The organism is Streptomyces hebeiensis (genome assembly GCF_052983195.1).
In genome coordinates this window covers 5109887-5134446 of sequence record NZ_CM129812.1, presented here as the reverse complement: position 1 = coordinate 5134446, position 24560 = coordinate 5109887, and the positions used below count along the sequence as shown (strand labels likewise).

Sequence of the window (24560 nt, the reverse complement as noted above, 5' to 3'; positions counted from 1 at the left end):
GGTGACAGGAGCGAATCCGTGATGAGCGAGCACTCTTTCTCCACCGCCACCACCGGGGCCCGATCGGCCGTCGCCGCCCGGTTCGCCGTCGCCGCCCGGTTCGCCGTCGTCGCCGCCGTCGTCCTGACCGCGGCGGGCTGCGGCGCCACGGACGCGGGCGGCGGCACGGTCCCGGAGGGCTGGGGCACGCTGAAGACCTCCTCGGTCACCGTCGCACACCCGCCCGGCTTCGTCCCCCAGGGCGGGAAGGAACGCAGCCGCCACAACGCCGCGGCGGCGACCCTCACCGAGGGCGGCGAGGACATCGGGATGATCACCGTCCAGCTGGACTTCACCGACGCCGACTCGGCCGAGGAGGCGGCGATCGGCGCCGAGGCGGCCGTCGCCCTGGGCTCGACGCTGGGCGAACAGAGCGCGATCGAGGTCGCGGGGCCCGACGGCCCGGCGGAGGCCCGGCGCACCGACTTCGCGTTCACGGAGAAGGGGACGCGCGTCGAAGGAGTGATCGTGGCGGGACTGGACTCGGCGAAGAAGACGTACGCGGTTCGGGTCGACGCGCGGAAGGGCAGACTCGGCGACGGCGACCTGACGAAGATCCTCCGCTCCATCACGGTCACGTAGGCGGGCACCATGGACATTCCCGGTGGCGACCACCTCTTCTTCCTCGGCATGGTCCTGCTCTTCGGCTGGCTCGCGACGCACTACGCGCGCCGGCTGGCCGCGGTCACCCGGGCGCTGCGCCGGGGCGTGCGGGTCCCCGGCACCTGCGCGCGCGTCGAGACCGAGCCGTACAACCGCTCGGACACGCGGCGATACTTCTTCACCTTCCGCACCGATGACGGGCGGGAGATCGAGTTCGAGGACCTGGCGACCCGGTCGGTGCGGGCCGGTACGCGGGTCACGGTGGCCTACGACCCGGCCGCCCCCGACCGGACCGCGACGGTCACGGGCCGCGGCTCGGGGACGCCCGTGCTCCAGTACGCGCTGCTGGTGGCGGGATGCGGGCTGGGGGCGGCCGGATTCGCGGTGGTGTACGTCTTCACGGTGCTGTGAGGCGGCGGGAGCGACGGGACGGTGCGGGCGGGTCGGAGGCGCGGAACGCGCGGCATGTGCGAGGTGTACGAGATGTGCGAGACATACGGATCCGAGCTGAGCGGGGCCCAGCCGTGCGGCACGCCTGGGGGAGGCGGGGACCGATGACCCGGTACGACCACCCGGGCACGCGCTCCGGGCGCGACGAGGGGCCGGGCGCCCCGCTGTTCGCACTCGCCGTCGCCTGGGCGGCCGGCATCGTCGTCCTGCTCGTCACCGAGTACGTCCAGGCGACCCTGGTCTACGGAGAACTGGCCCCGCGGGAGGACCTGGACACGTTCGCGGGCCGGCTGACACTGGTCCACCTGCCGAACGCCCTGTGTGTCGCGGCCGCCGCCTGGGCCGCCGGCCGCTTCCACCGGGACCCGTTCCGTGACCGCGCGGCACGGCACCTGGTGGCGGTCCTGACCGTCCCCGTGACGGCGCAGGCGCTGAATCTGGCGCTCCAGTGGGAACGGATGACCGTGGAGGACCTGTCGCTGTCGAACGCGGTGCTGGTGGTCGGATGCGTGACGGGGTACGCGGCGGACCGGCTCCAGGAGGAGGACTGACATGTTTCCCCGGCAACTCCTGGAGCGCGCCGAGCGCCTGGCCGCGTCCGGCGGCCGCCGGCTGCTCGGCATCGTCGGCCCGCCCGGCGCCGGGAAGACCACGCTGGCCGCGCGCCTGGTCGCCGAACTGGGCCCCGAACGCGCCGTTCTGGTGCCGATGGACGGCTTCCACCTGGCCGACGCCGAACTGCGCCGGCTCGGCCTGATGGGGCGCAAGGGCGCTCCGGAGACGTTCGACCCGTACGGCTACACCGCGCTGCTGCGGCGGCTGCGCGCGGCGCGGCCGGGCGAGCCGGTGTACGCGCCGGGCTTCGACCGTGAGCTGGAGCAGCCCGTGGCGGGGAGCATTCCGGTCCTCCCGGAGGTGCCCCTGGTGATCACCGAGGGGAACTACCTGCTGCTCGACGACGCCCCGTGGGGCGCGGTGCGCGAGCTGCTGGACGAGACCTGGTGGGTGGATCTGGACACGGAGGAGCGGGTACGGAGGCTGATCACCCGCCATGAGCGCTTCGGCAAGAGCCGGGAGGAGGCGGAACGCTTCGTCCTGGCCTCGGACGAGGCGAACGCCCGCCTGGTCGCCCCGGGCCGGTCGGCGGCGGACCTGGTGGTCACGGCCACCTAGCGCCCCTCCTTGACGGGCAAACCGTGCCGGTCGCGGCACTGGCCGGAGGAGGGCCGATCTCCGCTCGCCCCTTGGCCGGGCGACGGCCACCCCCGTGCCCACGCGCCCCGCGCATGACTTTGCCTTCTCTTTACAACCGGTCCCGGCGGCGCCTCGTCTCTCCGATCGATCCGTAACGCAGCCCGCCGCTTCACCGGGCGGGCCGACGAGAGAGAGCGTTCATGCGCCGAACTGTCCTCAGTGCCCTCGCACTCGCGTGCACCGCCGTGCTGGCGAGCACGGTGCCCGCGTTCGCCGACGACGCGGCCCCGGCCCGGCCGGCCGAGCGGGCTCCCCAGGCCGCCCAGGCCTCGGACGATGCTCCCAAGGCACCGGCCGCCGAGCAGCAGGCGGCGCGGCCCGCGGAGAAGCCCGCCCCGAGCGCGGTCCCCGAGCAGGCCCGGCCGGCCGACCGGCCCGCCAAGGACTCGGACGGCCCCGCCGCCACACCCGCACCGGCCCGGGACCAGGTCTCCGTCGTGCCCGAGGGAGCGCCCAACACCGGTGTGGTGACCGAGTCGGCGAACGCCGGCACCGACGGCGCGCTGATCGGTGGCGGGGCCGCCGCGGCGTTCGCGCTGGGCGGCGCCGGGTTCTTCCTCGTACGCCGCCGGCAGGCGACCGGGGCATGACACCGCTCTCCAGGCGCGCCTTCGCCACCGCGGCGCTGGCTTCGCTGCTCGTCGGGTGCGGCGGCCCCGGGACCGGTCGGAACACGTCCGGGCGTGACGCGGCCGGTCAGGGCGCGTCCGGCCGGAAGACGACCGCACGCGCCGGCGCCACGCCGCCTCATCCGGGCTCCCCCGCCAAGGCCGCGCGCCCCCTCGGACGATCGGTCCCGGTCGGCTTGCGCATCCCGGCCATCGAGGTCGACACCCCGGTCATGCGGCTGGGGCCGGCTTCGGACGGCAGCGTGGAGGTGCCCCCGGCCACGGCGAACGACCGGGCCGGCTGGTACCGGCACTCGCCGACACCGGGTCAGACCGGCCCGTCGGTGATCCTCGGTCATGTCACGGTCGGCGACTACGGGGACGGGGTCTTCCGCCACCTCGCGCGGCTGCGGCGGGGCGACCGGATCGAGGCGCGCCTGGAGAACGGGACGACGGCGGTGTTCGCCGTCGGCACCGTACGGACGGTCGCCAAGGCCGACTTCCCGGCGGACGACGTCTACGGGAACGTGGACCGCCCCGAGATGCGGCTCATCACCTGCGGCGGCCCTCAAAGCGACGACGGCTACCGCGACAACGTGATCGTCTTCGCAGCACTGGACTCGGCGAGCCGCTGACCCACCGCCCGCGGCCCACCGCGTGCGGCCCGCGGCCCGCTCCCCGTCGAACACCGGCCCCGCCCGTACCCCTGGCGCCGGGCCGCCGGAACCCGTTCCGGCGGCCCGGGGTCTTCCCCCCTGCCCCCCCACGAGTGCCCTCACGACCATGGAGAGCGTTGAAACGGTCCCGCGAGAAGGCAGCGTCCGAACTGTTCGCCGCCCTCTACCCGCGCCTCGCCGGCTGGTGCCGCCGGCTGGTCGACGACGACGAGACGGCCCACGAGATCGCCTCGGAGGCGTTCACCCGGCTCTGGGCCCGCTGGACTTCCGTCTCGGAGCCCCAGGGATTCCTCTACGTCACGGCGGCCAACCTCGTCCGGGACCACTGGCGCAAGCTCGAGCGCGAACGCAAAGCCGTCCGCCGGGCCACCGCCGAAGCCGCCGTCCGCCCGCACGCCGAGCAGGCCGACCCCTCCGTCCGCATGCTCGTGCAGTCGCTGCCGGAACGGCTGCGCGTCCCCATCCTGCTGCACTACTACGCTGACATGCCGCTCCGGGAGGTGTCCGCGCTGACCGGGCGCAAGGAAGGAACCATCAAGGCCGACCTCCACGCGGCCCGCGAGCGGCTCCGCGCCCACCTGAGGAGAAGCGTTGATCACACCCGCTGACGAGGGCCGGGACCACGAGCCCGACGACCCGCTCGCACTCGTCCTGCGACCTCCCTCGGATCACCTCGCCCCGCCGCCGGGCCGCTACGAGACGATCCGCCGGACCGCGGCGCGGCGGCGGCTGCTGCGGGCCGGGGCCGCCGTCGGCGCCTCCTGCGCCGTCGCCGCCCTCATCGTGCTGCCCCTGCGGCTGTCGGCCCAGGTGGCACCCGCGCCCCCGGCGGTGCCGCTCGCCCCACCGCCGCCCCCCAGTCGCGAGCCGGTGCCCGTTCCGTCGGCGTCGGCGCCGGCGTCACCGCGGCCCGCCGAGAAGAGCCCGACCACCGACGATCGCCCCACCGCCCCGTCCCGGACCCCCGGCCCCGGCAGCCCGGCGGAGCCCGCGGACCGCGCCCGGACCCCGTCGGACGCGGCGGCCAGGGCGTCCGACGAACCGCCCGCGGAACAGAGAGCCGTCGATTCCGGGGCCGGGCGCGACTCCATGCCCGAGCCACGCACCGCCAGGCCCGGGCCCGACGCCGTGCCCGAACTCGAGCCCGGCGCCCGGCCGTAGGTTCCGGGCCCGCGCGCGGGCCGTTTCAACCTCCACTGGTCGCAGGGGTCTTGACAAGGCAATTGGTCTGGACCAACTGTATGGGCGATGGCCACCGTCCCCCCACGACCCAGCGGAGGCAACAAGTGGAACGCGCGGTTACGTCAATGAACGGCAGCGGCGGCAGACGCGGACCCGGACGACTGCCGGCCCCACGGACACCGGCACGCCTGAAATCACTGCTGGGTGCCGCGGCGGCCGTGGTCACCGTCGGCGCCTTGAGCATCACCGGCCTGAGCGGGACAGCCCAGGCCGCCGACGTCAATGTGGTCAAGAACGCGGGATTCGAGTCCGGGCTGTCGGGCTGGAGTTGTTCCGCGGGCAGCGGAAGCGCCGTCGCCTCCCCCGCGCACGGCGGCGGCGCCGCGCTCAAGGCCACGCCCGCCGGGCAGGACAACGCCAAGTGCGTACAGACCGTGGCGGTCCGGCCCAACTCGGCGTACGCGCTCAGCGCCTGGGTCCAGGGCGGTTACGCCTACCTCGGCGCCGAGGGCACCGGCACCACCGACGTGTCCACCTGGACCCCGGACAGCCCCGGCTGGAAGCAGCTCACCACGAGCTTCAGGACGGGCCCCGCCACCCGTTCCGTGACGGTCTACACCCACGGCTGGTACGGGCAGAGTCCGTACTACGTCGACGACGTCTCCGTCCTCGGTCCCGACGGCGGCGGGGGCGGCGACCCCGACCCCCAGCCCCCCGCCACCCCCACGGGCGTCACCGTGGCCTCCGTGACCTCGTCCTCCGCCACGCTCAACTGGGGCGCGGCCGCCGGGGCGACCGGCTACTCCGTCTACCGGGGCGGTACGAAGGTCCAGTCGGCGACCGGCACATCGGCGACCGTGACGGGGCTCGCGGCGAACACCTCGTACCAGTTCCAGGTGAGCGCCACCAACGCGGCGGGCGAGTCCGCGAAGTCCGCCACCGTCACCGCGCGGACCGCGCCGGGCACCGGCCCGGGCGACCCGGAGCCGAACGGCCCGTCCGTCCCGAAGCACGCCGTGACCGGCTACTGGCAGAACTTCGACAACGGCGCGGCCGTCCAGAAGCTGCGTGACGTCCCGTCGCAGTACGACATCATCGCGGTCTCCTTCGCCGAGGCCACCTCGACGCCCGGCGGCCTGGGCTTCACCCTGGACCCGGCCGTCGGCTACGCCTCGGTCGCCGACTTCAAAGCGGACATCGCGGCGAAGAAGAACGCCGGCGTCTCGGTGATCCTCTCCGTCGGCGGCGAGCGGGGCACGGTGTCGGTCAACAGCGACGCCTCCGCGACGGCCTTCGCCGACAGCGCGTACGCGCTCATGCGGGAGTACGGCTTCAACGGCATCGACATCGACCTGGAGAACGGCCTCAACTCGACGTACATGACGAAGGCGCTGCGGCAGCTGTCGGCGAAGGCGGGCAGCGGGATGGTCCTCACCATGGCCCCGCAGACGATCGACATGCAGTCGACGGCCGGCGAGTACTTCAAGACCGCGCTGAACGTGAAGGACATCCTCACGGTCGTCAACATGCAGTACTACAACAGCGGTTCCATGCTGGGCTGCGACGGCAAGGTCTACTCCCAGGGCTCCGTCGACTTCCTGACGGCCCTCGCCTGCATCCAGCTCGAAGGCGGCCTCGCCCCGTCCCAGGTGGGCATCGGCGTCCCGGCCTCCACTCGGGGCGCGGGCAGCGGCTACGTCGCCCCGTCGGTGGTGCGCAACGCCCTGGACTGCCTGGCGCGGGGCACCAACTGCGGCTCGTTCAAGCCGCCCCGCACCTACCCGGGCATCCGTGGCGCGATGACCTGGTCGACCAACTGGGACGCGACGGCCGGCAACGCCTGGTCGAACGCGGTCGGCCCGCACGTCCACGGCCTCCCGTAGCCGTACGGGCATCGGGCGGCACCGCCGCGACAACCCCTCGGGCCCCGGCGCGCCGTCCGGCGTGCTGGGGCCCGTCCGCGTCGGCCCCGTTCCGAGCCCCGTCCCCGTACCCGTCCCGTCTGTGTACCCGTCCCGTCTGTCGCGGAACTCCTGCGTCTGTCCCCGACCGCCCGCGGGTGTGTCCGTGATCGGTAACAGAGGGAGCCCCCAAACAGGTTCGTGTGTCTTCATGGGCGCACGACATCGGCGGAGACAGCAAAGGGGCGGGCGAACGTGGCGAGGCACAGGGGACGGGGATGGCACGGCCGGGTTGTCGCGGCGGCGCTCGGGGTGACGGCGCTGGCGGCCGCCACCTCGGTGTGGACCGCGCAGGCCGATCCCGCCGGGGGCCGGCAGCCGGAAGCCCGTGCCTCGGCGCCGGCCGGCCAGGACCGGGCCCCGGCCAAGGTGTCGGCGGAGATCGCGCACGCCTCCGAGGCCGGCGAGCGGGGCGTCAACATCACCATCGACGACGGACCGGACCCGACCTGGACGCCGCAGGTGCTGCGACTGCTGAAGGACAACGGTGCCAAGGCCACGTTCTGCATGGTGGGCCCGCAGGCCGAAGCGCACCCGGACCTGGTCAAGGAGATCGTGGCGGCCGGACACCGGCTGTGCAACCACACGGTCTCGCACGACACCACCATGGACACCAAGCCGGAGGCCTACCAGTCCCAGCAGATCCTGGACGCCGAACGCATGATCACCAAGGCGTCCGGAGGCGTCCGGTCGCAGTACTACCGGGCCCCGGGCGGCGCTTTCACGCCGTACAGCCGGCAGCTCGCCGCGTCCCGCGGGATGCGTCCGCTGGGCTGGAACGTCGACTCCAGGGACTTCGAGCGTCCCGGCGCGGACGCCATGGTCGCCACCGTCAAGCGCGAGATCTCAGGCGGACCGACCGTCCTCTTCCACGACGCGGGCGGGGATCGCGCTCAGACCGTGGCCGCCCTGCGCGAGGTGCTGCCCTGGCTGAAGCAGCAGGGGTACTCCTTCGGCTTCCCCGTACGGTGAGCGGCTTCCCGTACGGTGAGCGCGGTCGCCGCCCGAGAGCCGGCGTCCCGGCGGTGGCCCGCCTCCGGTCAGCGCGGCGCTCGGATGCTGTCGATGACACGGGTCCAGTTGTCGCCGCCGTGCCCGTCCTCGATCGCGCGCCGGTAGTGGGCCCGCACGGCCAGGGGGAGCGCGAGGTCGAGGCCGAGTGACCGGCTGGTCTCGACGATGTGGTCGGCCGTCGCGCCCATCATGGTGACCGTGCTGAGGTCTCCGGGGTGCTACTCCCTGACCGAACACGGGCACACGCTCAACCAGGCGCTCGAACCGCTCGGTGCCTGGGGTAGTGAACGGATCCGTCGCGAAGGCGCCGAAGTCGTCGACCTGTACGGGACCTCACACGGCTAGTACTCGGGTCTGACGATCCAGTTCGCGGGGGGAACTTCAGTCGTGTGACAGGGGGCTGCACGGTATTTGCAGAGTGATAAGAAGGCCGCCGGCTGGTCGCGCGGTCACGCCCAAGGGCCAGCTGTGTCGCTTCGCGATGTGGGCGACCAGCGCGGCGCCCAGCCCGCGTCCAGTTCTGCCGGTGGCACTGACCGTCCGGCCCTCGGCTCGGTAGAACGGCTGGGTGACCTGGGCGGCCTGTTCGGGGGAGAGGGCGGGTCCGGAGTTGCTGATGCTGAAGAGGGCCTGCTCGGCGTCGACCGTGAGGCTGACATCCACCGTTCCCGGCTTCGTGTTGTGCTGGATGGCGTTGCTGACGAGATTGTCCAGCATCAGTCGCAGGAGTACCGGGTCGGCCTTGACCGGGACCGGAGAGGTTGGGGCAAGTCGTAGCTCGACGTCCACGACAGCCGCCTGGGGCCGTTGTTCACTCAGTACCTGCTGGACCACGGCGTCCAGCGCGACCGTCTGCCGGTTGAGTTCGCCGTCTTCCGCTGCCGCAAGATCGAGGAGTGCCGTCACTGTCTGTGTGCTGCGGGTGCTGAGCTGGCGGAGATCAGTGAGCAGGTCGCGCATATGGCCCAGATTCGGGTCGCCCAGGGCGACGTCGATAACCGCCTGGCTGGCCGCGAGCGGTGTCTGGAGCTCGTGCGAGGCGTTGGCGGCGAACTGGCGCTGGAGGTCGAAGGATCGCTGCAGTCGGCCCAGCATCGCGTTGAACGTGCGGGCCAGGCTGGTGACCTCGTCGGGCGGGCCGTCCACGTCCACGCGGGAACTGAGGTCGCCCGCGACCGCGCTGCGTGCCGCGGCGTCGATTTCGGCGAGGGGTGCCAGAGCACGGCCGACCACTGCGCGCATGAGCAGGGCGCCGATCACGATGACGATGAGAAAGGCGAGAGAGGAGAAGATGGTCAGGAGGCGCAGGAAATCAGCGGGGCTCGACACGGTGGTTGGAACACTGGAGGATCTGGCCGAACTCGGTGCCTGACCCGGGACGAGCGTCACATCGACCGGGGTGAGGGTGTACCGCGGCACATAGGCCATAAGACCCACCACCAGCATGATGAGCAGGGCGGCACTGATGGTGAGCAACGCACCGAACACAATGGTGACCCGCGCCTTCACCGAGAATCGCCGAGAGGTCATCGGGCGGCGTCCTGATCTTTCTGAGGACACGAGGCCTGCTCGGTGATGATGCGGTACCCAGCGCCGGCGATGGTCTCGATGGGCCAGGGGTGGCCGAGCTTGCGACGCAAGGTGGAGATCACCACCCGGGGAGAGTTGGTGAACGGATCGGCGTTCCGGTCCCATGCCTTGGCAAGAAGTTCCTCGGCACTCAGCACTCCGCCGCCCGCGCGCAGGAGCTGCTCGAGGACGGCGAATTCCTTGTTGGTCAGGCTCAGCGGGACGCCGGAGCGAGAGACCTGGCGGGTGAAGGGGTCAAGGCTCAGGTCACCGGCCCGGAGCAGCGTAGGGAGTCGAGGCCCCGTACGTCGCGAAATCGCCCGGAGCCGGGCAATGAGCTCAGGAAACTCGAACGGCTTGGCCAGGTAGTCGTCAGCACCGAGTCGCAGACCCTCCACGCGGTCATCCAGCCGACCAGCGGCGGTCAGCATCAGCACCCCTACCTGCGGATACGCATGAACGGCGCGACGACACACCTCATCACCATGCACGACCGGGATATCACGATCGAGAACCATGGCGTCATAGTCGTTGAGCTCCAGCATCTCCAGAGCTGATCCGCCGTCACCGGTCGCGTCGACCGTCATCGAGTCTCGCTGCAGACAGATCCGCAGCGCCTTCGCGAGCAGAGGCTCGTCCTCGACCACAAGGACTTTCACGTCCCTGCTCCTCTCGTCCCCCGCACCACTTCCGAGCTCTTCCTTTCGTAACGGGCCCCAGCAATAGCTGCGCGGACCGTCATACCCGGTGCCGGGGCAGCCGCCCCGGCACCGAGCCACCTCAAGCTACGCGAGATCAGGGGCGGTACGTCTCGTCGCCCGCGGGCGTACCGGGACGGTCCCCCTCGGGCAGAACTACCGCGGGCTGGTCCCCACCGTCGTGGGAGGAGGCGCCGGAGGCAGCATTGGCAATCGTCGCCCCGCCGCCGATCAGCACTGCGGCAGTGACCAGACCGATGCCCCAGCTTCGCCTGAATTGCATGATGAATCCTCTCTGCGGACCCCAGGTGGGCCAACTCCCGCAGTCAAGCCGGAGGGATGTTGCGAGAGTTTAAAGAGTTGACTTCCGCTCCCCGGGCTAATGCCCGGTGCACTGCGATGAGACCCGGTAGCCGCGCCTCTCCGTTGCGAAGGACGCCCGCTGACATGGGCAGGACAGGCGGCAAACCCCGTCGGCCCCTCCGGCTCCGCGTCGAGGATTCCACCGCCCACAGGACGCCCGCGCTGTTGCCGTGACGCCCCCGTCGCCGGCCTCCGCCGGGCCCAGGGGTACCGGGTATGGCTGTGAGCTTGTCGCCGTCCGGATGGCTCACATGACTTGGCCGCCCGGAGCCCCGCGACGACTCGACCGCTCATTGGGATACGGGACTCGACTGCTGTGCAGGACAACGTCGGCGGGGGTCGTCTGTGGGACTGCTGTGACGACGAGCCGGCGGAGGTACCCGATCACAGGACGAGCATGAGCTTGCCGCCCGGCCGACGGGACTGGCTGAGCTTGGCCGCCTCCTGGATCTGGTCGAGCGTGTAGGTTCGCGACCTGCCGCAGGCCCGCTTCAGGTCCCGTCCGGCCGGACGGGACCTGAAGCGGCGCCCGGTCAGAAGAGGTCCCGGACCTGCTGCACGCACAACACCACGAACAGCAGCCCGGCCGCCGCCAGCATCACATTGCTCAGGATGCCGTTCCGCCACTCCTTCGGAGTGCGCGAGGAGTTGAGCAGCCAGATCAGGGTCAGCGCCAGGAACGGCATGAAGAAGGCGCCCAGCACGCCGTAGACGACCACCAGGCCGAACGGCTCGTCGAGGAAGAGCAGGGTGATCGGCGGGAAGGTCAGCCACAACAGGTAGGCGCGGAAGGGGAGCGAACGCTCCCGTGCGCCCGAGGCGACCTCGGTGGTCGCGCCTGCCCCGGAGCCGACCGCCTCGGCCGGGGACGCGTCCGCCCCGTCCGGGACCTCGTTCCGCCTCATTCGGGCCACGAAGTCCGCGAACATCAGGCTGACCCCGTGCCAGACCCCGATCAGCGACGAGAACGACGTCGCGAAGAAGCCGACCAGGAACAGCTTGGCCGTCGTGGCGCCGAAGCGGTCCTCCAGGACCTTGCCGAGGTCGATCAGGCCCCGGTCGCCCTGGGTCAGGGCGATGTTCGAAGCGTGCAGCAGCTCGGCGCCCACGATCAGCATCGCGACGACGAAGAGGCCGGTGGTGATGTACGCGACCCGGTTGTCCAGCCGCATCACCTTCATCCAGCCCGTGTCGGTCCAGCCCTTGGCGTTGACCCAGTAGCCGTACGCCGCCATCGTGATCGTGCCGCCGACGCCGCCGATCAGGCCCAGCGTGTAGAGCAGGGAGCCGTCCGGCAGGACGGGCAGCAGGCCGGCGAAGGACGCGCCGATGTCGGGGGTGACGCGGATCGCGACGTACATGACGACCACGAACATGACGCCGATCAGCACCGTCATGACCTTCTCGAAGACGGCGTACCGGTTGAACCAGACGAAGACCAGCCCGATCAGGCCGGTGATCACCGCCCAGGTCTTCAGCCCGGGGCCGTCGGGGAACAGCGCGGCGAGGGGCAGCGCGCTGGAGGACATCGCGGTCGCGCCGTAGACGAAGCCCCAGACGACGACGTACACCGCGAAGTAGACCGTCGTCCAGCGGCCGAGGCTGCGCCAGCCGTCGAAGAGCGTGCGGCCGGTGGCGAGGTGCCAGCGGCCGGTGGCCTCCGCCAGCGAGATCTTGACGACACAGCCGATGACCGCCGCCCACATCAGCGTGTAGCCGAACTTGCTGCCCGCGATCAGCGTCGCGACCAGATCGCCGGCGCCCACGCCGGTCGCGGCGACGACGATGCCCGGGCCGATGTACGTCCAACTCGACTTGCGCGGCCGGGAGACGGCCGCGTCCGGGCCGGTACCGGCGGTGGCGCCAGGGGCGCCGGTGGTGGGGCCGTCGGTGGTGTTCGTGCTGTCCGCGGTGTCCGCCATACGTGTCGCCGCCTCCCGCTCGTCCTGCGTACGTACGTGATCGAAGTCACCAAATCCTGGTGGCGGTGATCGCGCAAGGGGGCGCGGGGTGAGAGTTCGGTGGGCACGGGCGCGTCACCGCTCCCCGAACTCGTCCCCGTACCGTCCCCGTACCGTGCCCGCGCTCCCCGTCGCGCCGGTGGCGACCGCGGCTCAGCCGCGGCCCGCGCCCAGCGCCGGCGTCGGGGCGAACGTCAGCGGCAGCGCCGTCATCCCCCGCGCCCAGGGGGACGGACGGCGGGTGAGTTCTTCGGCCGGGACGGCGAGGTCGATGTCGGGCAGCCGGTCGATCAGCACCTCGATGGCCGTACGGGCGATGGTCTCGGCGATCTCCTGCGCCGCGAACGGGCAGCGGTGCTCGCCGTGTCCGAACGAGAAGAACGCGTTGTTCCCGCCGGTGAGCGACGATCCGTCGGGCCGGATCCGCGGATCCTTGTTGGCGGCGGCCAGGCCGAGGCACACCATGTCACCGGCCATGATCTGCCGGTTGCCGAGCTCGGTGTCGCGGGAGGCCCACCGGCCCACACCGTTCTGCGCGGGCGTGTCCTCCCACAGCACCTCGTTCATGGCCTCCGAGACGCTGTTGCGCCCGTCGGCCAGGGACGCGCCGAACCGGTCGTCCGTGAGCATCAGCCGCAGCGAGTTGCCGATCCAGTCCGCCGTCAGCGTGTGGCCCGCGATGACCAGCACGATCAGGTCGTGGAGGATCTCCTCCTCCGTGAAGCCATAGGTGTTGCCGACCAGTTGGGCGGCGACGTCGCGGGGGCCGCTCCCGGCCTCCCGGTCGGCCATCAGGGCGGCCGTCGCCTCGGCCAGATGGGCCTGGGCCGCCTGGGCGCGGTCACCCCCGTCGGCCAGGTCGATGGCCGCCGCGGCCAGTCCTGGCCCCATCTCGTCGGGGTAGCCGTAGAGCTTCGCGAGGACGCGCACCGGGAAGGGCATCGCGTACCGGGAGATGACGTCCACGCCGCCCTCGCCGCAGAAGCCGTCGATCAGTTCGTCGGCGAACCGCTCGGCGTACTGGCGGAGCGCGAAGGGATCGACCGACTCCAGCGCGTCACTGATCATCGCGGCCCGTTCGCGGTGCCGCTCGCCGGTCGTGTACAGGATGGACGGCTGCTTGCGGCCGATCAGCGGGGCCAGCGGCCAGTCCCCGGGGATGCGGTCCCACTGGTTCCAGAGTTCGGAGTCCCGGCTGAAAAGCACCGGATCGCCGGTGACCTGGTGGAGTTCGCGGTAGCCGAGAACCAGCCACGCCGGGATGCCGCCCTCGAGGACGATGGGCGCCACCGCGCCGTGCTCGCGCCGCATCTCCTCGTAGAGGCGGTGGGGTTCGGAATGGAAACGGGGGCCGTTCAGGGAGACCGCGAAGGGGCTCACACGGTCCCCGCCGTGCGGGACGTCACCGCCCTGGTGCGCCGGGCACCCGGGCGGCGGGGCGAGCTCTTCCGCGCTCCGGTCGGTGGGGTCGGTCGGCGTCATCGCTGTGGTACCTCCGAGGTCGGGTACGGGGATCCCCGCACGGATCCCGTTCCCCTCGGCGGGCGGATCCGCGTCGTGGCTGACGGCGGGTTCGTCGTGACTGACGGGACATTCTTCGTGGCTCACGGGGGACGTCGTCGCGACTGACGGAGACGGGGCCGTGGTTTCCCGACGTGCCGCTGACGGTGCGTCAGGAGCCGGGTGTGCGGCCGCCATCCTCGATCCTCGGCGCCCGCTCGGGACAGAGTTCCACGGCGTGCCGCGCGACCGCCGAAGCCTCCCCCGTCAGCGGTGAGAGCCTCACCACGGGATCGCCCTGGTCGTCGCAGTCGAGGATCGAGGGGCGGCGCCGCAACACAGACCATGGTCCGCGCAGGCGTGACGGTCGACGTTGATCCGTGCGGCCATCGTGCGCCCTTCGTTCGAACATCCCGTTCTTGACGGGCACCCTACCCATAGGAATCGCGCCACCGCATCCCACTGAGCTACAGGGGCCCCAACTGCCGCTAGTGGCACGCACGTTCACATCAGGCCGCCGCCGGACGGCCCTCCGCCCGTTCCGTGCCGTACGGACCTTCGCCGGAACGCGGCGGCCACCGAACGGCATATCGGGCATTCCGCCCCGGCGGCGGGGCCCGCCCTCGAACGGAAAGCGAGGGCATGTGTCCACGCTCCCGGCGGACATCCCGGACCACCCGCGAGTGGACTTCGACATCTCATCGCGGGCCCGCACACGGTCCAGGGCTCACTGGCCTGGGCTATCGGCCCCGGCCGGCGAGGTGGACACCGAGCACGGGCGCGAGGTCCGCGAACCACTGCTGGAGCTTCCCTCGGTTGCGGGCGATCACCGCGCATTCGAAGAACCTGCCGTCCGGCAGCACCACGGCCACCATCAGGACGTGCCCCGGACTGCCCGCCTTGTAGTGGACCGTGGCGATGTCCTGCCAGGGGAAGTCCAGGGTGTGGCCGTTGCACTCGAAGGACACCCCGGCGGCGTCGACCACGACGGCGCTGCGGCGGTCGGCGGCCAGGAAGTCGGGCCCGGCCGGCGGCTGTACGGCCGCGGGCTGCGCGGCGAACGGCTGCCCGGGGCCCTGCGGGTAGGGCGGCTGCCCGGGCCCCTGCGGGTGGGCCGGGTACGGCTGGGCGTACGGCGCGGGCGGTCCGTACGGCGGCGGGGCAGCGTGCGGCGGGGCACCGTACGGAGCAGCGTGCGGCGGGGGCGGCCTGTACGGGGAAGCGTGCGGTGCGGGCGATCCGTACGGAGCAGCGCCCGGCGGGGCGTGGGGAGGCGGCGACTGCGGCGGAGCGTACGCCGGGTGGTTCGGCGGGGCGCCGGGCGCGGGCCCGGACGGCGGTGTCACCGGCGCGGGCCCGGACGGCGGTGTCACCGGCGCGGGCCCGGAGGGCGGCGGACCGAAGCCGGAACGGGGGCCTTCCTCGGAGTCGGCACTCCCGGTCGGCGCCGCCCGCTCACTCCGGTCCCCGTCGCTCCACCCGCTGTCCGTCATATGACGCCCCGTCTCGCCCCGTTCGCCCGTCGGCCTGTCTCAGGCCGGCGGCGTACCGCCGTTCTCCCGTCGCCGAACAGTATGACTGAATGACCGAAGGCGCCATCTTGACCCGTCCATGCCATCCCACCCACGATGTGCGCGGACCACGGCGCGCACAGGGAACGCACAGCGTGACCGACTCCGCGCCCGCGGACGCCGACGCACGCCCCACCCCCACACTCCACACCCAGGAGACAGCATGCGACGTCGCACTCCCGGTGGCAGATCCACCGTCCTCGCGACCCTGGTGGCCCTCGCGGTGGGCACCCCCTTCATCGCGACCGCCACCTCCACCCCGGCGGCCCCGGCGACCACCTCCACCTCTTCCGCCGCCTCCACCGTGTCCGCCTCCTCCATCGCTCCCGGCGACCAGGAGATCAGGCAGTACGAGATCAACGGCCCCGCCACCGTCGCCGACCGCACCGCTCTCGCCTCCACCGGCGTGTCGATCGACGAGGTCCGCGACCACTCCGTCGTCGTGAGCGCCGACGGCACCGAGGCGGCGCGGCTGCGGGCGCTCGGCTACGGGCTCAAGGCCCTCGCCGCGCCTCCGGCGCGTACGAACGGCCTGGCCGCCCAGCCCTTCGACTTCCCGTCCGCGGACTCCCGTTACCACAACTACGCCGAGGCCGCGGCGGAGATCAACCAGCGGATCGCCGCGTACCCGGGGATCATGAGCAAGCGGGTGATCGGGAAGAGTCACGAGGGTCGCGACATCCTCGCGATCAAGATCAGCGACAATGTCGCGACCGACGAGAACGAGCCCGAGGTCCTCTTCACCCACCACCAGCACGCGCGCGAACACCTCACCGTCGAGATGGCGCTGTACCTGCTGCGCGAGTTCGGCGCGGGTTACGGCTCGGACAGCCGGATCACCAGCGCGGTGAACAACCGTGAGATCTGGATCGTGCCGGACCTGAACCCGGACGGCGGCGAGTACGACATCGCCACCGGCTCGTACCGCAGCTGGCGGAAGAACCGGCAGCCCAACTCCGGCTCCTCGTCCGTCGGCACGGACCTGAACCGCAACTGGAACTTCAAGTGGGGCTGCTGCGGCGGCTCGTCCGGCTCCACCGGCTCCGAGACCTACCGCGGCGCGGCCGGCGAGTCGGCCCCCGAGGTCAAGGTCGTCGCGGACTTCGTGCGCTCGCGGGTCGTCGGCGGGAAGCAGCAGATCAAGGCCGCGATCGACTTCCACACCTACAGCGAGCTGGTGCTCTGGCCGTACGGCTACACCACCGCCGACACCGCCCCCGGTCTGACCCAGGACGACCGCGACGCCTTCGCCACCGTGGGCCGCGAGATGGCCGCCAGCAACGGCTACACGCCCGAGCAGTCCAGCGACCTGTACATCACGGACGGCTCGATCGACGACTGGCTGTGGGGCAACCAGAAGATCTTCGCGTACACCTTCGAGATGTACCCGAAGGGCGCCTCGGGCGGCGGCTTCTACCCGCCCGACGAGGTGATCGAGCGCGAGACCAGCCGGAACAGGGACGCGGTGCTCCAGCTCATCGAGAACGCTGACTGCATGTACCGGTCCATCGGAAAAGAGGCGACCTACTGCGCGAGCTGACGGCGTGACCGCGCGGCGGCCGGACGGCGTGACCGCCCAGCCGCCGGACGGCGTACGGCCCGACCGCTTGCCCGGCCGCACGCTCGGGCCACCACGAAGGCCGTTCCCGGACGGACACCCGGGAACGGCCTTCGACGTGCGGGCTCACGGCCCCCGCGGGGCCGGGGCGAAGGCGCCGGAGACCGCCGCGAAGAGCGCCTTCTTGCGGCGTGCGTGGTCCGAGGACGGGTCGTCGGAGGCGGCAGAGGGGGCGGAGGGGCCGCCCGGGGACCAGGCCAGGGCCATGGCGATCACCAGGGTGAGGACATCCTCCGGCTCCATCGTGGCGGTGACGGGGCCGGCCCGCTGCGCCTCGGCGATCGCCCGGTGCTTGGCGGCGACCGCCGAGGTGTCGGTCACCAGCCTTTCGGTCACCACGCCTTCGAGCCTCGCCCAGGCGGCCAGGCGGACAAGCTCCGGCCGCTCGGCGGCGGCGGCGTACAGCCCCACGGCGTAGCCGGGCAGGTCCTCGGCCGTGAACGGCACGGAGTCGACGACGGCGTCCGCGTGCAGGCGGAAGACGGCGCCGAAGAGACCGAGTTTGTCTCCGAAGTAGGCGTAGAGCTGGGCCTTGTTGACGCCCGCGGCGGCGGCGATGCGGTCGACGCGGGCTCCCGCGATTCCATGGGCGGCGAAGTCGACGGTGGCCGCGTCGAGCAGACGGCGGCGGGTGACGTCGCTTTTCCGAGTGGGCCGAGTGGACACGCCGCCAGGTTACCAACTGGTCAGTTGCCGAACGAGCGCGCGTCGGGTTAGCGTGCGCAGCAGAAACCAACTAGTTAGTTAGAAAGTGGTGGAGAGACGTGTCATTGGTGCGCGCATACGCGGTGGAACAGGCCGGCGGCCCCGTTCAGCGGCTCGATTACGAGCCGGAGCCCCTGGGGCCCCTGGAGGTGGACGTCGCCGTGACGCACTGCGGCGTCTGCCAGACCGATGTCGCCATGGTCGACGACGAGCACGGGCTCTCCCGGTATCCCCTGGTCGCCGGCCATGAGGCGGTCGGCGTGGTGACGGCGGTGGGCGGCGCCGTCGACCGCACGCGCCTGGCCGTCGGGCAGCGCGTGGGAGTCGGCGCGACAGCGGGGGCGTGCTTCGCCTGCGAGTGGTGTCTCAGCGGCCGGCAGCACCTGTGCCCGGACAAGGACGATCTTGTCTTCCGTGGCGACCGCGGCGCGTTCGCCACCCGGGTGCGCGCGAGTGACTGGCGGTACGTCCACCCGCTGCCCGACGCCCTCGCCCCCGAGCACGCGGCGCCGCTGATGTGCGCGGGCATCACGGTGTTCTCGGCGATCACACGGCACGGAGTGCGGCCCACGGACCGGGTCGCCGTGGTGGGGGTGGGCGGCCTGGGCCATCTCGCGATCCAGTTCCTCGCGCAATGGGGCTGCCATGTGACCGCGGTCTCCTCGACCTCCGCGAAGGCGGACGACGCCCGCCGGTTCGGCGCACACGAGTTCGTCGTCGCGGACGAGGGGCTTGAACGGGTCGCCGGCTCGTACGACTTCATCCTCTCGACCGTCTCGGCCGATCTGCCCTGGGACGCGTACCTCGCGGCGCTGCGGCCGCAGGGGACGCTCTGCGTGGTCGGGGTCCCCGCAGGGCCGCTGGCCGTTCAGCCGTTGAACCTCCTGGTGGCCGAGAAGAGCCTCGTGGGCGGCGTCGTCGGGACACCGATGGAGAGCAGGCGGATGCTCGACTTCGCGGCCCGCCACGGCATCAGGCCGGACGTGGAGACCTTCCCGGCCGAGCGCCTGGACGAAGCGCTGGAGCACGTACGCCGCGGCCGTTCCCGCTACCGCGCGGTGCTGGAGTTCTGAAGGGATACGGAGAACGGGGGTACGGGGGTCGGGATACGCGGGTCCGGAGCAACGCGGGGCCGGGTACCGGGGACAGGGGAGGTACGACGGGGCCCGCGCCGAGGAGCGGGCCCCGTCCGCTCAGATCACCAGGCTCAGCGCCGCCGCCGCCACGAAGCCCGCCACCGACAGCACGGTCTCCAGCACCGTCCAGGACTTGAGCGTGTCGCGTTCGGATATGCCGAAGTACTTGGCGACCATCCAGAAGCCGCCGTCGTTCACGTGCGAGGCGAAGATGGAACCCGCCGAGATCGCCATGATGATCAGCGCGAGGTGCGCCTGCGAGAGGTCCTGGCCCTCGACCAGCGGGACCACGATGCCCGCGGTGGTGACGATCGCGACCGTCGCGGAGCCCTGGGCGACCCGCAGGACGACCGAGATCAGCCAGGCCAGCAGGATGACCGGCAGACCGACGTCGTTGAAGGTGTCGGCCAGGGCGTCCGCGATGCCGCTGCCCTTGAGGACCGCGCCGAAGACCCCGCCCGCGCCGACGACCAGCACGATGTTGCCGACCGGCTTGAGCGAGGAGGTGGAGACCGTCTCCAGGGACTGGCGGGACCAGCCGCGGCGGATGCCCAGCAGGTAGTACGCGAGCAGCAGCGCGATGGTCAGCGCCACGAAGGGGTGGCCGAAGAACTCGAGGACCGAGCGGACCGTCGACGGGTCCAGCGCGATGGACGAGAACGTGGCCATCAGGATCAGCACCAGCGGCGTGCCGATGATCAACAGGACCGTGGCCGGCGAGACCGGCCGCTCGGCCGGCGCGGTGCCCGACGCCCGCTGCTCGGCGGCGACGGCGGCCTTGGACTCCTCCGCGGCCTCCATCATGTCCTGCGGCACTCCCACGAACAGCCGCTTGCCGATCCACGCGGAGTACGCCCAGGCGGCGAGGACGGACGGGACGCCGACGACGAGGCCCATGAGGATGACCCAGCCCAGGTCCACCCCGAACAGCCCGGCGGCGGCGACCGGACCGGGGTGCGGCGGCAGGAACGCGTGCGTCATCGAGAGACCCGCGAGCAGCGGCATGGCGTACAGCAGGATCGACTTGCCGGACCGCTTGGCGGCGGCGTACACGATCGGTGCCAGGACGAAGATGCCGACGTCGAAGAAGACCGGGATGCCGAAGACGACTCCGGTGACGCCCATCGCGAGCGGCGCGCGCTTCTCACCGAAGAGCCGCAGCAGGCGGGCACTGAGCACCTCGGCGCCGCCGGAGACCTCCAGGATCGCGCCGAGCATCGTGCCGAGGCCGATGATGATCGCGACATGGCCGAGGATGCCGCCCATGCCGGACTCGATCAGGGACACGGCGGCGGACTTCTGGACCGTTCCGAAGAGTTCGGTGACCGAGAGGCCGGCGGCGAGGCCGACGGCTATGGAGACGCCGAGCAGTGCCACGAAGGGCTGGAGCCGGCCTTTGATGATCAGGAAGAGCAGCAGGGCGATACCGAGGGCGGCGACGGTCAGCAGACCGGCGGTGCCGGGTATGAGGAGGAGCAGACCGCCCGTGTGGGGCGGGGTCTGGGGTGGCGCGTCGGCGGCGAGCAGCATGGGAGGGGGACCTCGCGTTCCGGGCGGCGGCGAAGGGGGACCGCGGCCCGGGCGCCCAGGGGTGGGCGCCCGGCCGACGGGCGGGGGCATGCGTGAAGGCACGGTGTTTCGAGTGATGCGGGTGACGTGTACGGGTGACGAGTGCGAGTGGTGAGTGCGGACGCGGGCGGTGAGTGCGGGCGCGGGTGCGGCGGGTTTCCGGCCGTCAGCCGAGGACCGCGAGCACGTCGATCTCGATCAGCAGGCCCGCGGGCAGACCCACGTAGACGGTCGTCCGCGCGGCGGGCGGCTCCGTCAGGCCCTGTCCCTCGAAGTACTCGTTGTAGATCGCGTTCATCTCGGCGAAGTGGTCGACGTCGGTGAGGTAGACCCGCACCATCATGGCGTCGTCCCAGCTCGCTCCCCCCTCCTCCAGGATCGCCTTGACGTTGGCGAGGGTCTGGAGGGTCTGCTCGCGCAGGGTCGGGCCGGCCGGGGTCGGCACCTGGCCCTCGACGGCCGGCAGGAAGCCGACCTGGCCCGCGACCTGGAGGATGTTGCCCTTGCGGACGCCGTGCGAGAACTTCGCCGGCGGGGTGGTGTGCGTGGCCGGGGTCAGCGCGGTCTTGGGGATCTGCTCACTCATGCGTGGCTTCCTCGGGGTCCTTGGGGTGGGTGGTGCCGGAGTACTCCCGGCTGATCGCGTCGGCGGTGCGGCGCACCAGCGGGAGCAGGGCGAGGAGTTCGTCGGCACTGACGACGACGTTCGGGGCGGACACCGACATGGCGGCGACGACCCGGCCGTCCGCACCGCGGATGGGCGCGCCGACGCAGTTGATGGACTCCTCGTGGCCACCGAGGTCGGTGGCCCAGCCCTGTTCGCGTACGGTCGCCAGCTCCTTGAGGTAGGAGGCGGCGTCGGGCGTCGAACGGGCCGTGTACATGGGGTAGTCGAGCCGCTCGGCCACCGCGCGGCGCTCGGCCTCGGGCGCGCCGGCGAGCAGCAGTTTGGCGACGGCCGCGACGGTGATCGCGACCGGCCTGCCGATCCGTGAGTACATGCGGACCGGGTAGCGGCTGTCGACCTTGTCGATGTAGAGGACCTCGTCGTCCTCGCGGACGGCGAGATGGACGGTGTGGCCGCACCGCTCGTTGAGCGCGACCAGGTGGGGGTGCGCGATCTCCCGTACGTCCAGGTTCTCCGTCGCCTCCTGGGCGAGTGCGAAGAGGCGGGCGCCGAGGCGGTAGCGCTGGTCCTGCTGGCGGTAGACGAGTCCGTGCTCGTGCAGGGTGCGCAGCAGCCGGAGCGCGGTGGACTTGTGGACGCCGAGCCGTTCGGCGACCTGCCCGAGGTCGGCGGGTCCTTCCGCGAGCAGCGGCAGGATGCTCAGGGCGCGGTCGACCGTCTGGCTCATGGGGTACGTACCTCCTCCGGGGCCTCGGCCGTCCAGCCGGGCCCGAGACGCAGTGTGCCCCAGGCGTCCGCGTCGAGTGCGGCGAGGTGGTCGGCGCGGGACCGGGAGGGCGGTGTGCCGAGGTCGCCGGCGACGGTCAGGGTGGCGGCGGCCATCAGGTGTCCGTGGCGCAGCCGGGCGGCCGCGGGCAGGCCGCGCAGGGTCGCGGAGAGGAAACCGGCGGCGAAGGCGTCCCCGGCCCCGACGGGCGCGACGACGTCGACGCGGAGGGCCGGGACCGAGGTGACGGTGTCGCCTGTATAGACCGTCGCCCCCGCGCTGCCGCGCTTGACCACCAGCGTGCGCGGCTCGGGGAGCGCCGCCCGTATCGCGTCCGCCCCGTGCAGGTCCCAGGCGGACGCCGCCTCGTCCTCGCCCACGAAGACGAGGTCGGCGCCCCGGGCCAGTTCCAGCAGGACATCCGGTCCTGACCCGTCGCGCCACAGGCCCGGGCGGTGGTTGACGTCGAAGGAGACCAGCGGACGCCCGGGGCGGGGCGCGGTCAGGTCGCGCATCAGCGCGAGGCAGTCGGCCGAGAGCGCGGCGGTGATGCCCGACAGGTGCAGCACCCGGCCGGCGAAGAGGTCGTCGTAGGCCATGTTCCGCGGGGACATCGCGGACGCCGCCGAGCCCGCCCGGTAGTACGCGACCTCGTGCGCCGCGGTGTCCCGGTCCGTGGCCGTGCGGAAGTAGACGCCGGTCGGCCGGCCGGGGTCGCGGCGGACGCCCGACACGTCGACGCCGTACGCGCCGACCGCGTCGACCAGGTGGTCCCCGAAGCCGTCCGTGCCGACCCGGCTGATCCACCGCACCCGGTGTCCGGCGGACGCCAGGGCGCAGGCGACGTTGGACTCGGCGCCGCCGATCGTACGGGCGAAGGAGGGGACGTCGGCGAGACGGCCGGGCCGGGACGGCAGGAAGGTGACCATGGACTCGCCGAGACAGACGACCTCCACCCCGTCGTCCCCCGCACCGTCCGGGAGGGGGAGGGCGGCGGTGTCGGTGTCGGCGGGTTCGACGGGATCGGTCACTTGGGGCTCCTGGGCGTTCGCCTGTCCACAGCTGTCTTCCAGAGGGGCACCATTGACCCGCTGTCGGCTGGGATGTTAGACAGCGTGCAGCGCAATACGCAATGGTCGTTGCAGCATACGCAATGAACGCCGGGACCGGGCCGCCGGCCCCAAGGGGAGACTTCATGGCCGTCGAGCACCACGCCGAGCGACGTCACGACGATCCGCCGCACCGGGACCGGCTCGGCGACGAGCGGGTCGATCACCGTTTCAAGGCGCTCCCGCCCGACGCCGAGGGGCTGACCGTCGCCGCGCTCGCCGCCGAGCGCCGGTCCCTGTTCACCGGCGGTTTCACCACGCCCGTGCTCGCCCTCTCCGCCGAGTCGGTCGAGCACAACCTCGCCCTGCTGGAGACCTACTCGGAGCGCCACGGCCTCGCCTTCGCCCCGCACGGCAAGACCTCGATGTCCCCGCAGCTCTTCGACCGCCAGGTGGCGCGCGGCGCCTGGGGCATCACCGCCGCCGTCCCGCACCAGGCCCGCGTCTACCGCGCCTTCGGGATCCGGCGGATCTTCCTGGCCAACGAGCTGGTGGACGCCGCCGCCCTGCGCTGGCTCGCCGCCGAGCTGGACCGCGACCCCGGCTTCCGGTTCCTGTGCTACGTCGACTCCGTGCGCGGCGTGGAGCTGATGGACGAGGCGCTCCGGGACGCGGGCGCCACCCGTCCGGTCGACGTCGTGGTCGAGCTGGGCGCCGGCGAGGGCGCCCGTACCGGCGCCCGTACGGAGGCGGACTGCGCGGCCGTGGCGGACGCGGTGGCCGCCGTGACCACGCTGCGGCTGGCCGGGGTCGCCGGCTACGAGGGCGAGGTCCCCTCTCCCGACACCAACCGGGTCGGCGCCTATCTGCGCCGGCTGACGGCCCTGGCGGCGAGGTTCGACGGGGAGGGCCGGTTCGGAGGCGCGAACGGTTCCGCCGGGCCCGGGGGCCCCGAGGAGATCGTGATCAGCGCGGGCGGCAGCGCGTGGTTCGACACGGTGGCCGAGGTGTTCGGGGAGATCCCGGCGCTGTCCCGGCCGGTGCTCAAGCTGCTGCGCTCCGGCGCGTACGTCTCGCACGACGACGGCCACTACCGGCGCGTCACCCCGTTCAACCGCGTCCCGGAGGAAGGCAGCCTGCAGCCCGCTTTCCGGCTCTGGGCGCAGGTCGTCTCCCGCCCGTCGCCCGGCCAGGCGTTCGTCAACGCGGGCAAGCGGGACGCGCCGTACGACATCGACCTGCCGGAGCCCCAGGCCGTACGGGACGCCCGCACCGGCGAGATCCGCCCGGCCACGGGCATCACGGTCACGGGCCTGTCGGACCAGCACGGCTGGCTGGCCACGGAGCCGGGCGCGGACCTGGAGGTCGGGGACTGGGTGGGGATGGGGCTGTCGCACCCGTGCACGACGTTCGACAAGTGGCAGCTGATCCCGCTGGTGGAGGCGGACGGCACGGTCACGGACTTCATCCGCACGTTCTTCTGAGGCCGTCGCGCACCGCGACCACGGCCGGGAACGCCGACCGCCCCCTGGTGCAGGCCGCGTACGCGCAGGGCCCGGTTCCGCGCGGAGCAGGCCGGGCGGGCTGAGGTGTTCCGGTTGGACGAGGTGGGCCGTCCGGGCCGGCCGCTCCTTGGCTG

At 72.1% G+C, this 24560-nt stretch carries 24 protein-coding genes and 2 pseudogenes; 14 read left to right on the top strand and 12 right to left on the bottom strand.

Going from position 1 to position 24560, the window contains the following annotated elements:
* The first annotated feature begins 21 nt into the window (after positions 1-21).
* From ACU6P3_RS22145 to ACU6P3_RS22100, 10 genes are all read left to right on the top strand, one after another.
* On the top strand, positions 22-621 hold the full coding sequence (locus ACU6P3_RS22145) for a hypothetical protein (RefSeq protein ID WP_447193794.1): 600 nt from the start codon (positions 22-24) through the stop codon (positions 619-621).
* A gap of 9 nt (positions 622-630) precedes the next feature.
* On the top strand, positions 631-1053 hold the full coding sequence (locus ACU6P3_RS22140) for a DUF3592 domain-containing protein (RefSeq protein WP_447193793.1): 423 nt from the start codon (positions 631-633) through the stop codon (positions 1051-1053).
* Positions 1054-1196: 143 nt separating this feature from the next.
* Positions 1197-1643 carry a hypothetical protein gene (locus ACU6P3_RS22135; RefSeq protein WP_447193792.1) on the top strand — a complete coding sequence of 149 codons (447 nt, stop codon included), beginning with the start codon at positions 1197-1199 and terminating at the stop codon, positions 1641-1643.
* A gap of 1 nt (position 1644) precedes the next feature.
* Positions 1645-2265 (top strand): nucleoside/nucleotide kinase family protein, encoded by a 621-nt coding sequence (locus ACU6P3_RS22130; protein ID WP_447193791.1) that lies wholly within the window; start codon positions 1645-1647, stop codon positions 2263-2265.
* Between the two features lie 221 nt (positions 2266-2486).
* On the top strand, positions 2487-2936 hold the full coding sequence (locus ACU6P3_RS22125) for a sortase-dependent protein (protein ID WP_447193790.1): 450 nt from the start codon (positions 2487-2489) through the stop codon (positions 2934-2936).
* The gene (locus ACU6P3_RS22120) at positions 2933-3589 is read left to right on the top strand and encodes a class F sortase (protein WP_447193789.1); all 657 of its coding nucleotides are present in this window, start codon (positions 2933-2935) and stop codon (positions 3587-3589) included. Before ACU6P3_RS22125 ends, ACU6P3_RS22120 begins: the two co-directional genes overlap by 4 nt.
* Positions 3590-3747: 158 nt before the next feature.
* Complete coding sequence (locus tag ACU6P3_RS22115; RefSeq protein WP_030749946.1) at positions 3748-4239, top strand: RNA polymerase sigma factor; 492 nt, start codon at positions 3748-3750, stop codon at positions 4237-4239.
* The gene (locus tag ACU6P3_RS22110) at positions 4223-4792 is read left to right on the top strand and encodes a hypothetical protein (RefSeq protein ID WP_447193788.1); all 570 of its coding nucleotides are present in this window, start codon (positions 4223-4225) and stop codon (positions 4790-4792) included. Before ACU6P3_RS22115 ends, ACU6P3_RS22110 begins: the two co-directional genes overlap by 17 nt.
* A gap of 146 nt (positions 4793-4938) precedes the next feature.
* Positions 4939-6696, top strand: coding sequence for a chitinase (locus ACU6P3_RS22105; protein ID WP_447193787.1), 1758 nt, complete (start codon positions 4939-4941; stop codon positions 6694-6696).
* Positions 6697-6969: 273 nt separating this feature from the next.
* A complete protein-coding gene (locus ACU6P3_RS22100) occupies positions 6970-7746 on the top strand; it encodes a polysaccharide deacetylase family protein (protein ID WP_447193786.1) in 777 nt (258 codons plus the stop codon).
* 68 nt (positions 7747-7814) lie between these two features.
* Here the strand turns inward: ACU6P3_RS22100 and ACU6P3_RS22095 are convergent.
* Positions 7815-8006: pseudogene (locus ACU6P3_RS22095) on the bottom strand (imine reductase family protein); the annotation flags it as partial.
* Position 8007: 1 nt separating this feature from the next.
* Here ACU6P3_RS22095 and ACU6P3_RS22090 point away from each other — a divergent pair.
* Positions 8008-8133: pseudogene (locus ACU6P3_RS22090) on the top strand (winged helix-turn-helix transcriptional regulator); the annotation flags it as partial.
* A gap of 36 nt (positions 8134-8169) precedes the next feature.
* On the opposite strand, the gene ACU6P3_RS22085 reads toward ACU6P3_RS22090, so the two are convergent.
* The 6 genes from ACU6P3_RS22085 to ACU6P3_RS22060 all read right to left on the bottom strand — a co-directional run bounded on the left by ACU6P3_RS22085 (position 8170) and on the right by ACU6P3_RS22060 (position 15372).
* Positions 8170-9318 carry a sensor histidine kinase gene (locus tag ACU6P3_RS22085; protein ID WP_447193785.1) on the bottom strand — a complete coding sequence of 383 codons (1149 nt, stop codon included), beginning with the start codon at positions 9316-9318 and terminating at the stop codon, positions 8170-8172.
* A complete protein-coding gene (locus tag ACU6P3_RS22080; protein WP_051765380.1) occupies positions 9315-10016 on the bottom strand; it encodes a response regulator transcription factor in 702 nt (233 codons plus the stop codon). The genes ACU6P3_RS22085 and ACU6P3_RS22080 overlap by 4 nt, the downstream gene beginning before the upstream one ends.
* Positions 10017-10152: 136 nt before the next feature.
* Positions 10153-10338 carry a hypothetical protein gene (locus ACU6P3_RS22075; protein ID WP_447193784.1) on the bottom strand — a complete coding sequence of 62 codons (186 nt, stop codon included), beginning with the start codon at positions 10336-10338 and terminating at the stop codon, positions 10153-10155.
* A 613-nt stretch (positions 10339-10951) separates the two neighbouring features.
* Complete coding sequence (locus ACU6P3_RS22070) at positions 10952-12340, bottom strand: Nramp family divalent metal transporter (RefSeq protein WP_447193783.1); 1389 nt, start codon at positions 12338-12340, stop codon at positions 10952-10954.
* 192 nt (positions 12341-12532) lie between these two features.
* Positions 12533-13861, bottom strand: coding sequence for a cytochrome P450 (locus tag ACU6P3_RS22065; RefSeq protein ID WP_447193782.1), 1329 nt, complete (start codon positions 13859-13861; stop codon positions 12533-12535).
* Between the two features lie 758 nt (positions 13862-14619).
* Complete coding sequence (locus ACU6P3_RS22060) at positions 14620-15372, bottom strand: hypothetical protein (RefSeq protein WP_447193781.1); 753 nt, start codon at positions 15370-15372, stop codon at positions 14620-14622.
* A 241-nt stretch (positions 15373-15613) separates the two neighbouring features.
* Here ACU6P3_RS22060 and ACU6P3_RS22055 point away from each other — a divergent pair, with 241 nt between their 5' ends.
* Positions 15614-16990, top strand: a complete 1377-nt coding sequence (locus ACU6P3_RS22055) for a M14 family metallopeptidase (protein ID WP_447193780.1) — start codon at positions 15614-15616, stop codon at positions 16988-16990.
* A 144-nt stretch (positions 16991-17134) separates the two neighbouring features.
* Here ACU6P3_RS22055 and ACU6P3_RS22050 read toward each other — a convergent pair whose 3' ends face one another.
* The gene (locus tag ACU6P3_RS22050) at positions 17135-17734 is read right to left on the bottom strand and encodes a TetR/AcrR family transcriptional regulator (protein ID WP_447193779.1); all 600 of its coding nucleotides are present in this window, start codon (positions 17732-17734) and stop codon (positions 17135-17137) included.
* Between the two features lie 107 nt (positions 17735-17841).
* Here ACU6P3_RS22050 and ACU6P3_RS22045 point away from each other — a divergent pair, with 107 nt between their 5' ends.
* Positions 17842-18846, top strand: a complete 1005-nt coding sequence (locus ACU6P3_RS22045; protein ID WP_447198015.1) for an NAD(P)-dependent alcohol dehydrogenase — start codon at positions 17842-17844, stop codon at positions 18844-18846.
* A gap of 120 nt (positions 18847-18966) precedes the next feature.
* Here ACU6P3_RS22045 and ACU6P3_RS22040 read toward each other — a convergent pair whose 3' ends face one another.
* The 4 genes from ACU6P3_RS22040 to ACU6P3_RS22025 form a co-directional block, all read right to left on the bottom strand.
* On the bottom strand, positions 18967-20439 hold the full coding sequence (locus tag ACU6P3_RS22040) for a GntP family permease (protein ID WP_447193778.1): 1473 nt from the start codon (positions 20437-20439) through the stop codon (positions 18967-18969).
* A 205-nt stretch (positions 20440-20644) separates the two neighbouring features.
* Positions 20645-21064 (bottom strand): RidA family protein, encoded by a 420-nt coding sequence (locus tag ACU6P3_RS22035; protein WP_447193777.1) that lies wholly within the window; start codon positions 21062-21064, stop codon positions 20645-20647.
* On the bottom strand, positions 21057-21833 hold the full coding sequence (locus ACU6P3_RS22030) for an IclR family transcriptional regulator (protein WP_447193776.1): 777 nt from the start codon (positions 21831-21833) through the stop codon (positions 21057-21059). Before ACU6P3_RS22030 ends, ACU6P3_RS22035 begins: the two co-directional genes overlap by 8 nt.
* Positions 21830-22828 (bottom strand): sugar kinase, encoded by a 999-nt coding sequence (locus ACU6P3_RS22025; RefSeq protein ID WP_447198014.1) that lies wholly within the window; start codon positions 22826-22828, stop codon positions 21830-21832. Before ACU6P3_RS22025 ends, ACU6P3_RS22030 begins: the two co-directional genes overlap by 4 nt.
* 239 nt (positions 22829-23067) lie before the next feature.
* Between ACU6P3_RS22025 and ACU6P3_RS22020 the strand changes: the two genes are divergently transcribed.
* The gene (locus ACU6P3_RS22020) at positions 23068-24405 is read left to right on the top strand and encodes an amino acid deaminase (RefSeq protein WP_447193775.1); all 1338 of its coding nucleotides are present in this window, start codon (positions 23068-23070) and stop codon (positions 24403-24405) included.
* Positions 24406-24560: the final 155 nt, after the last annotated feature.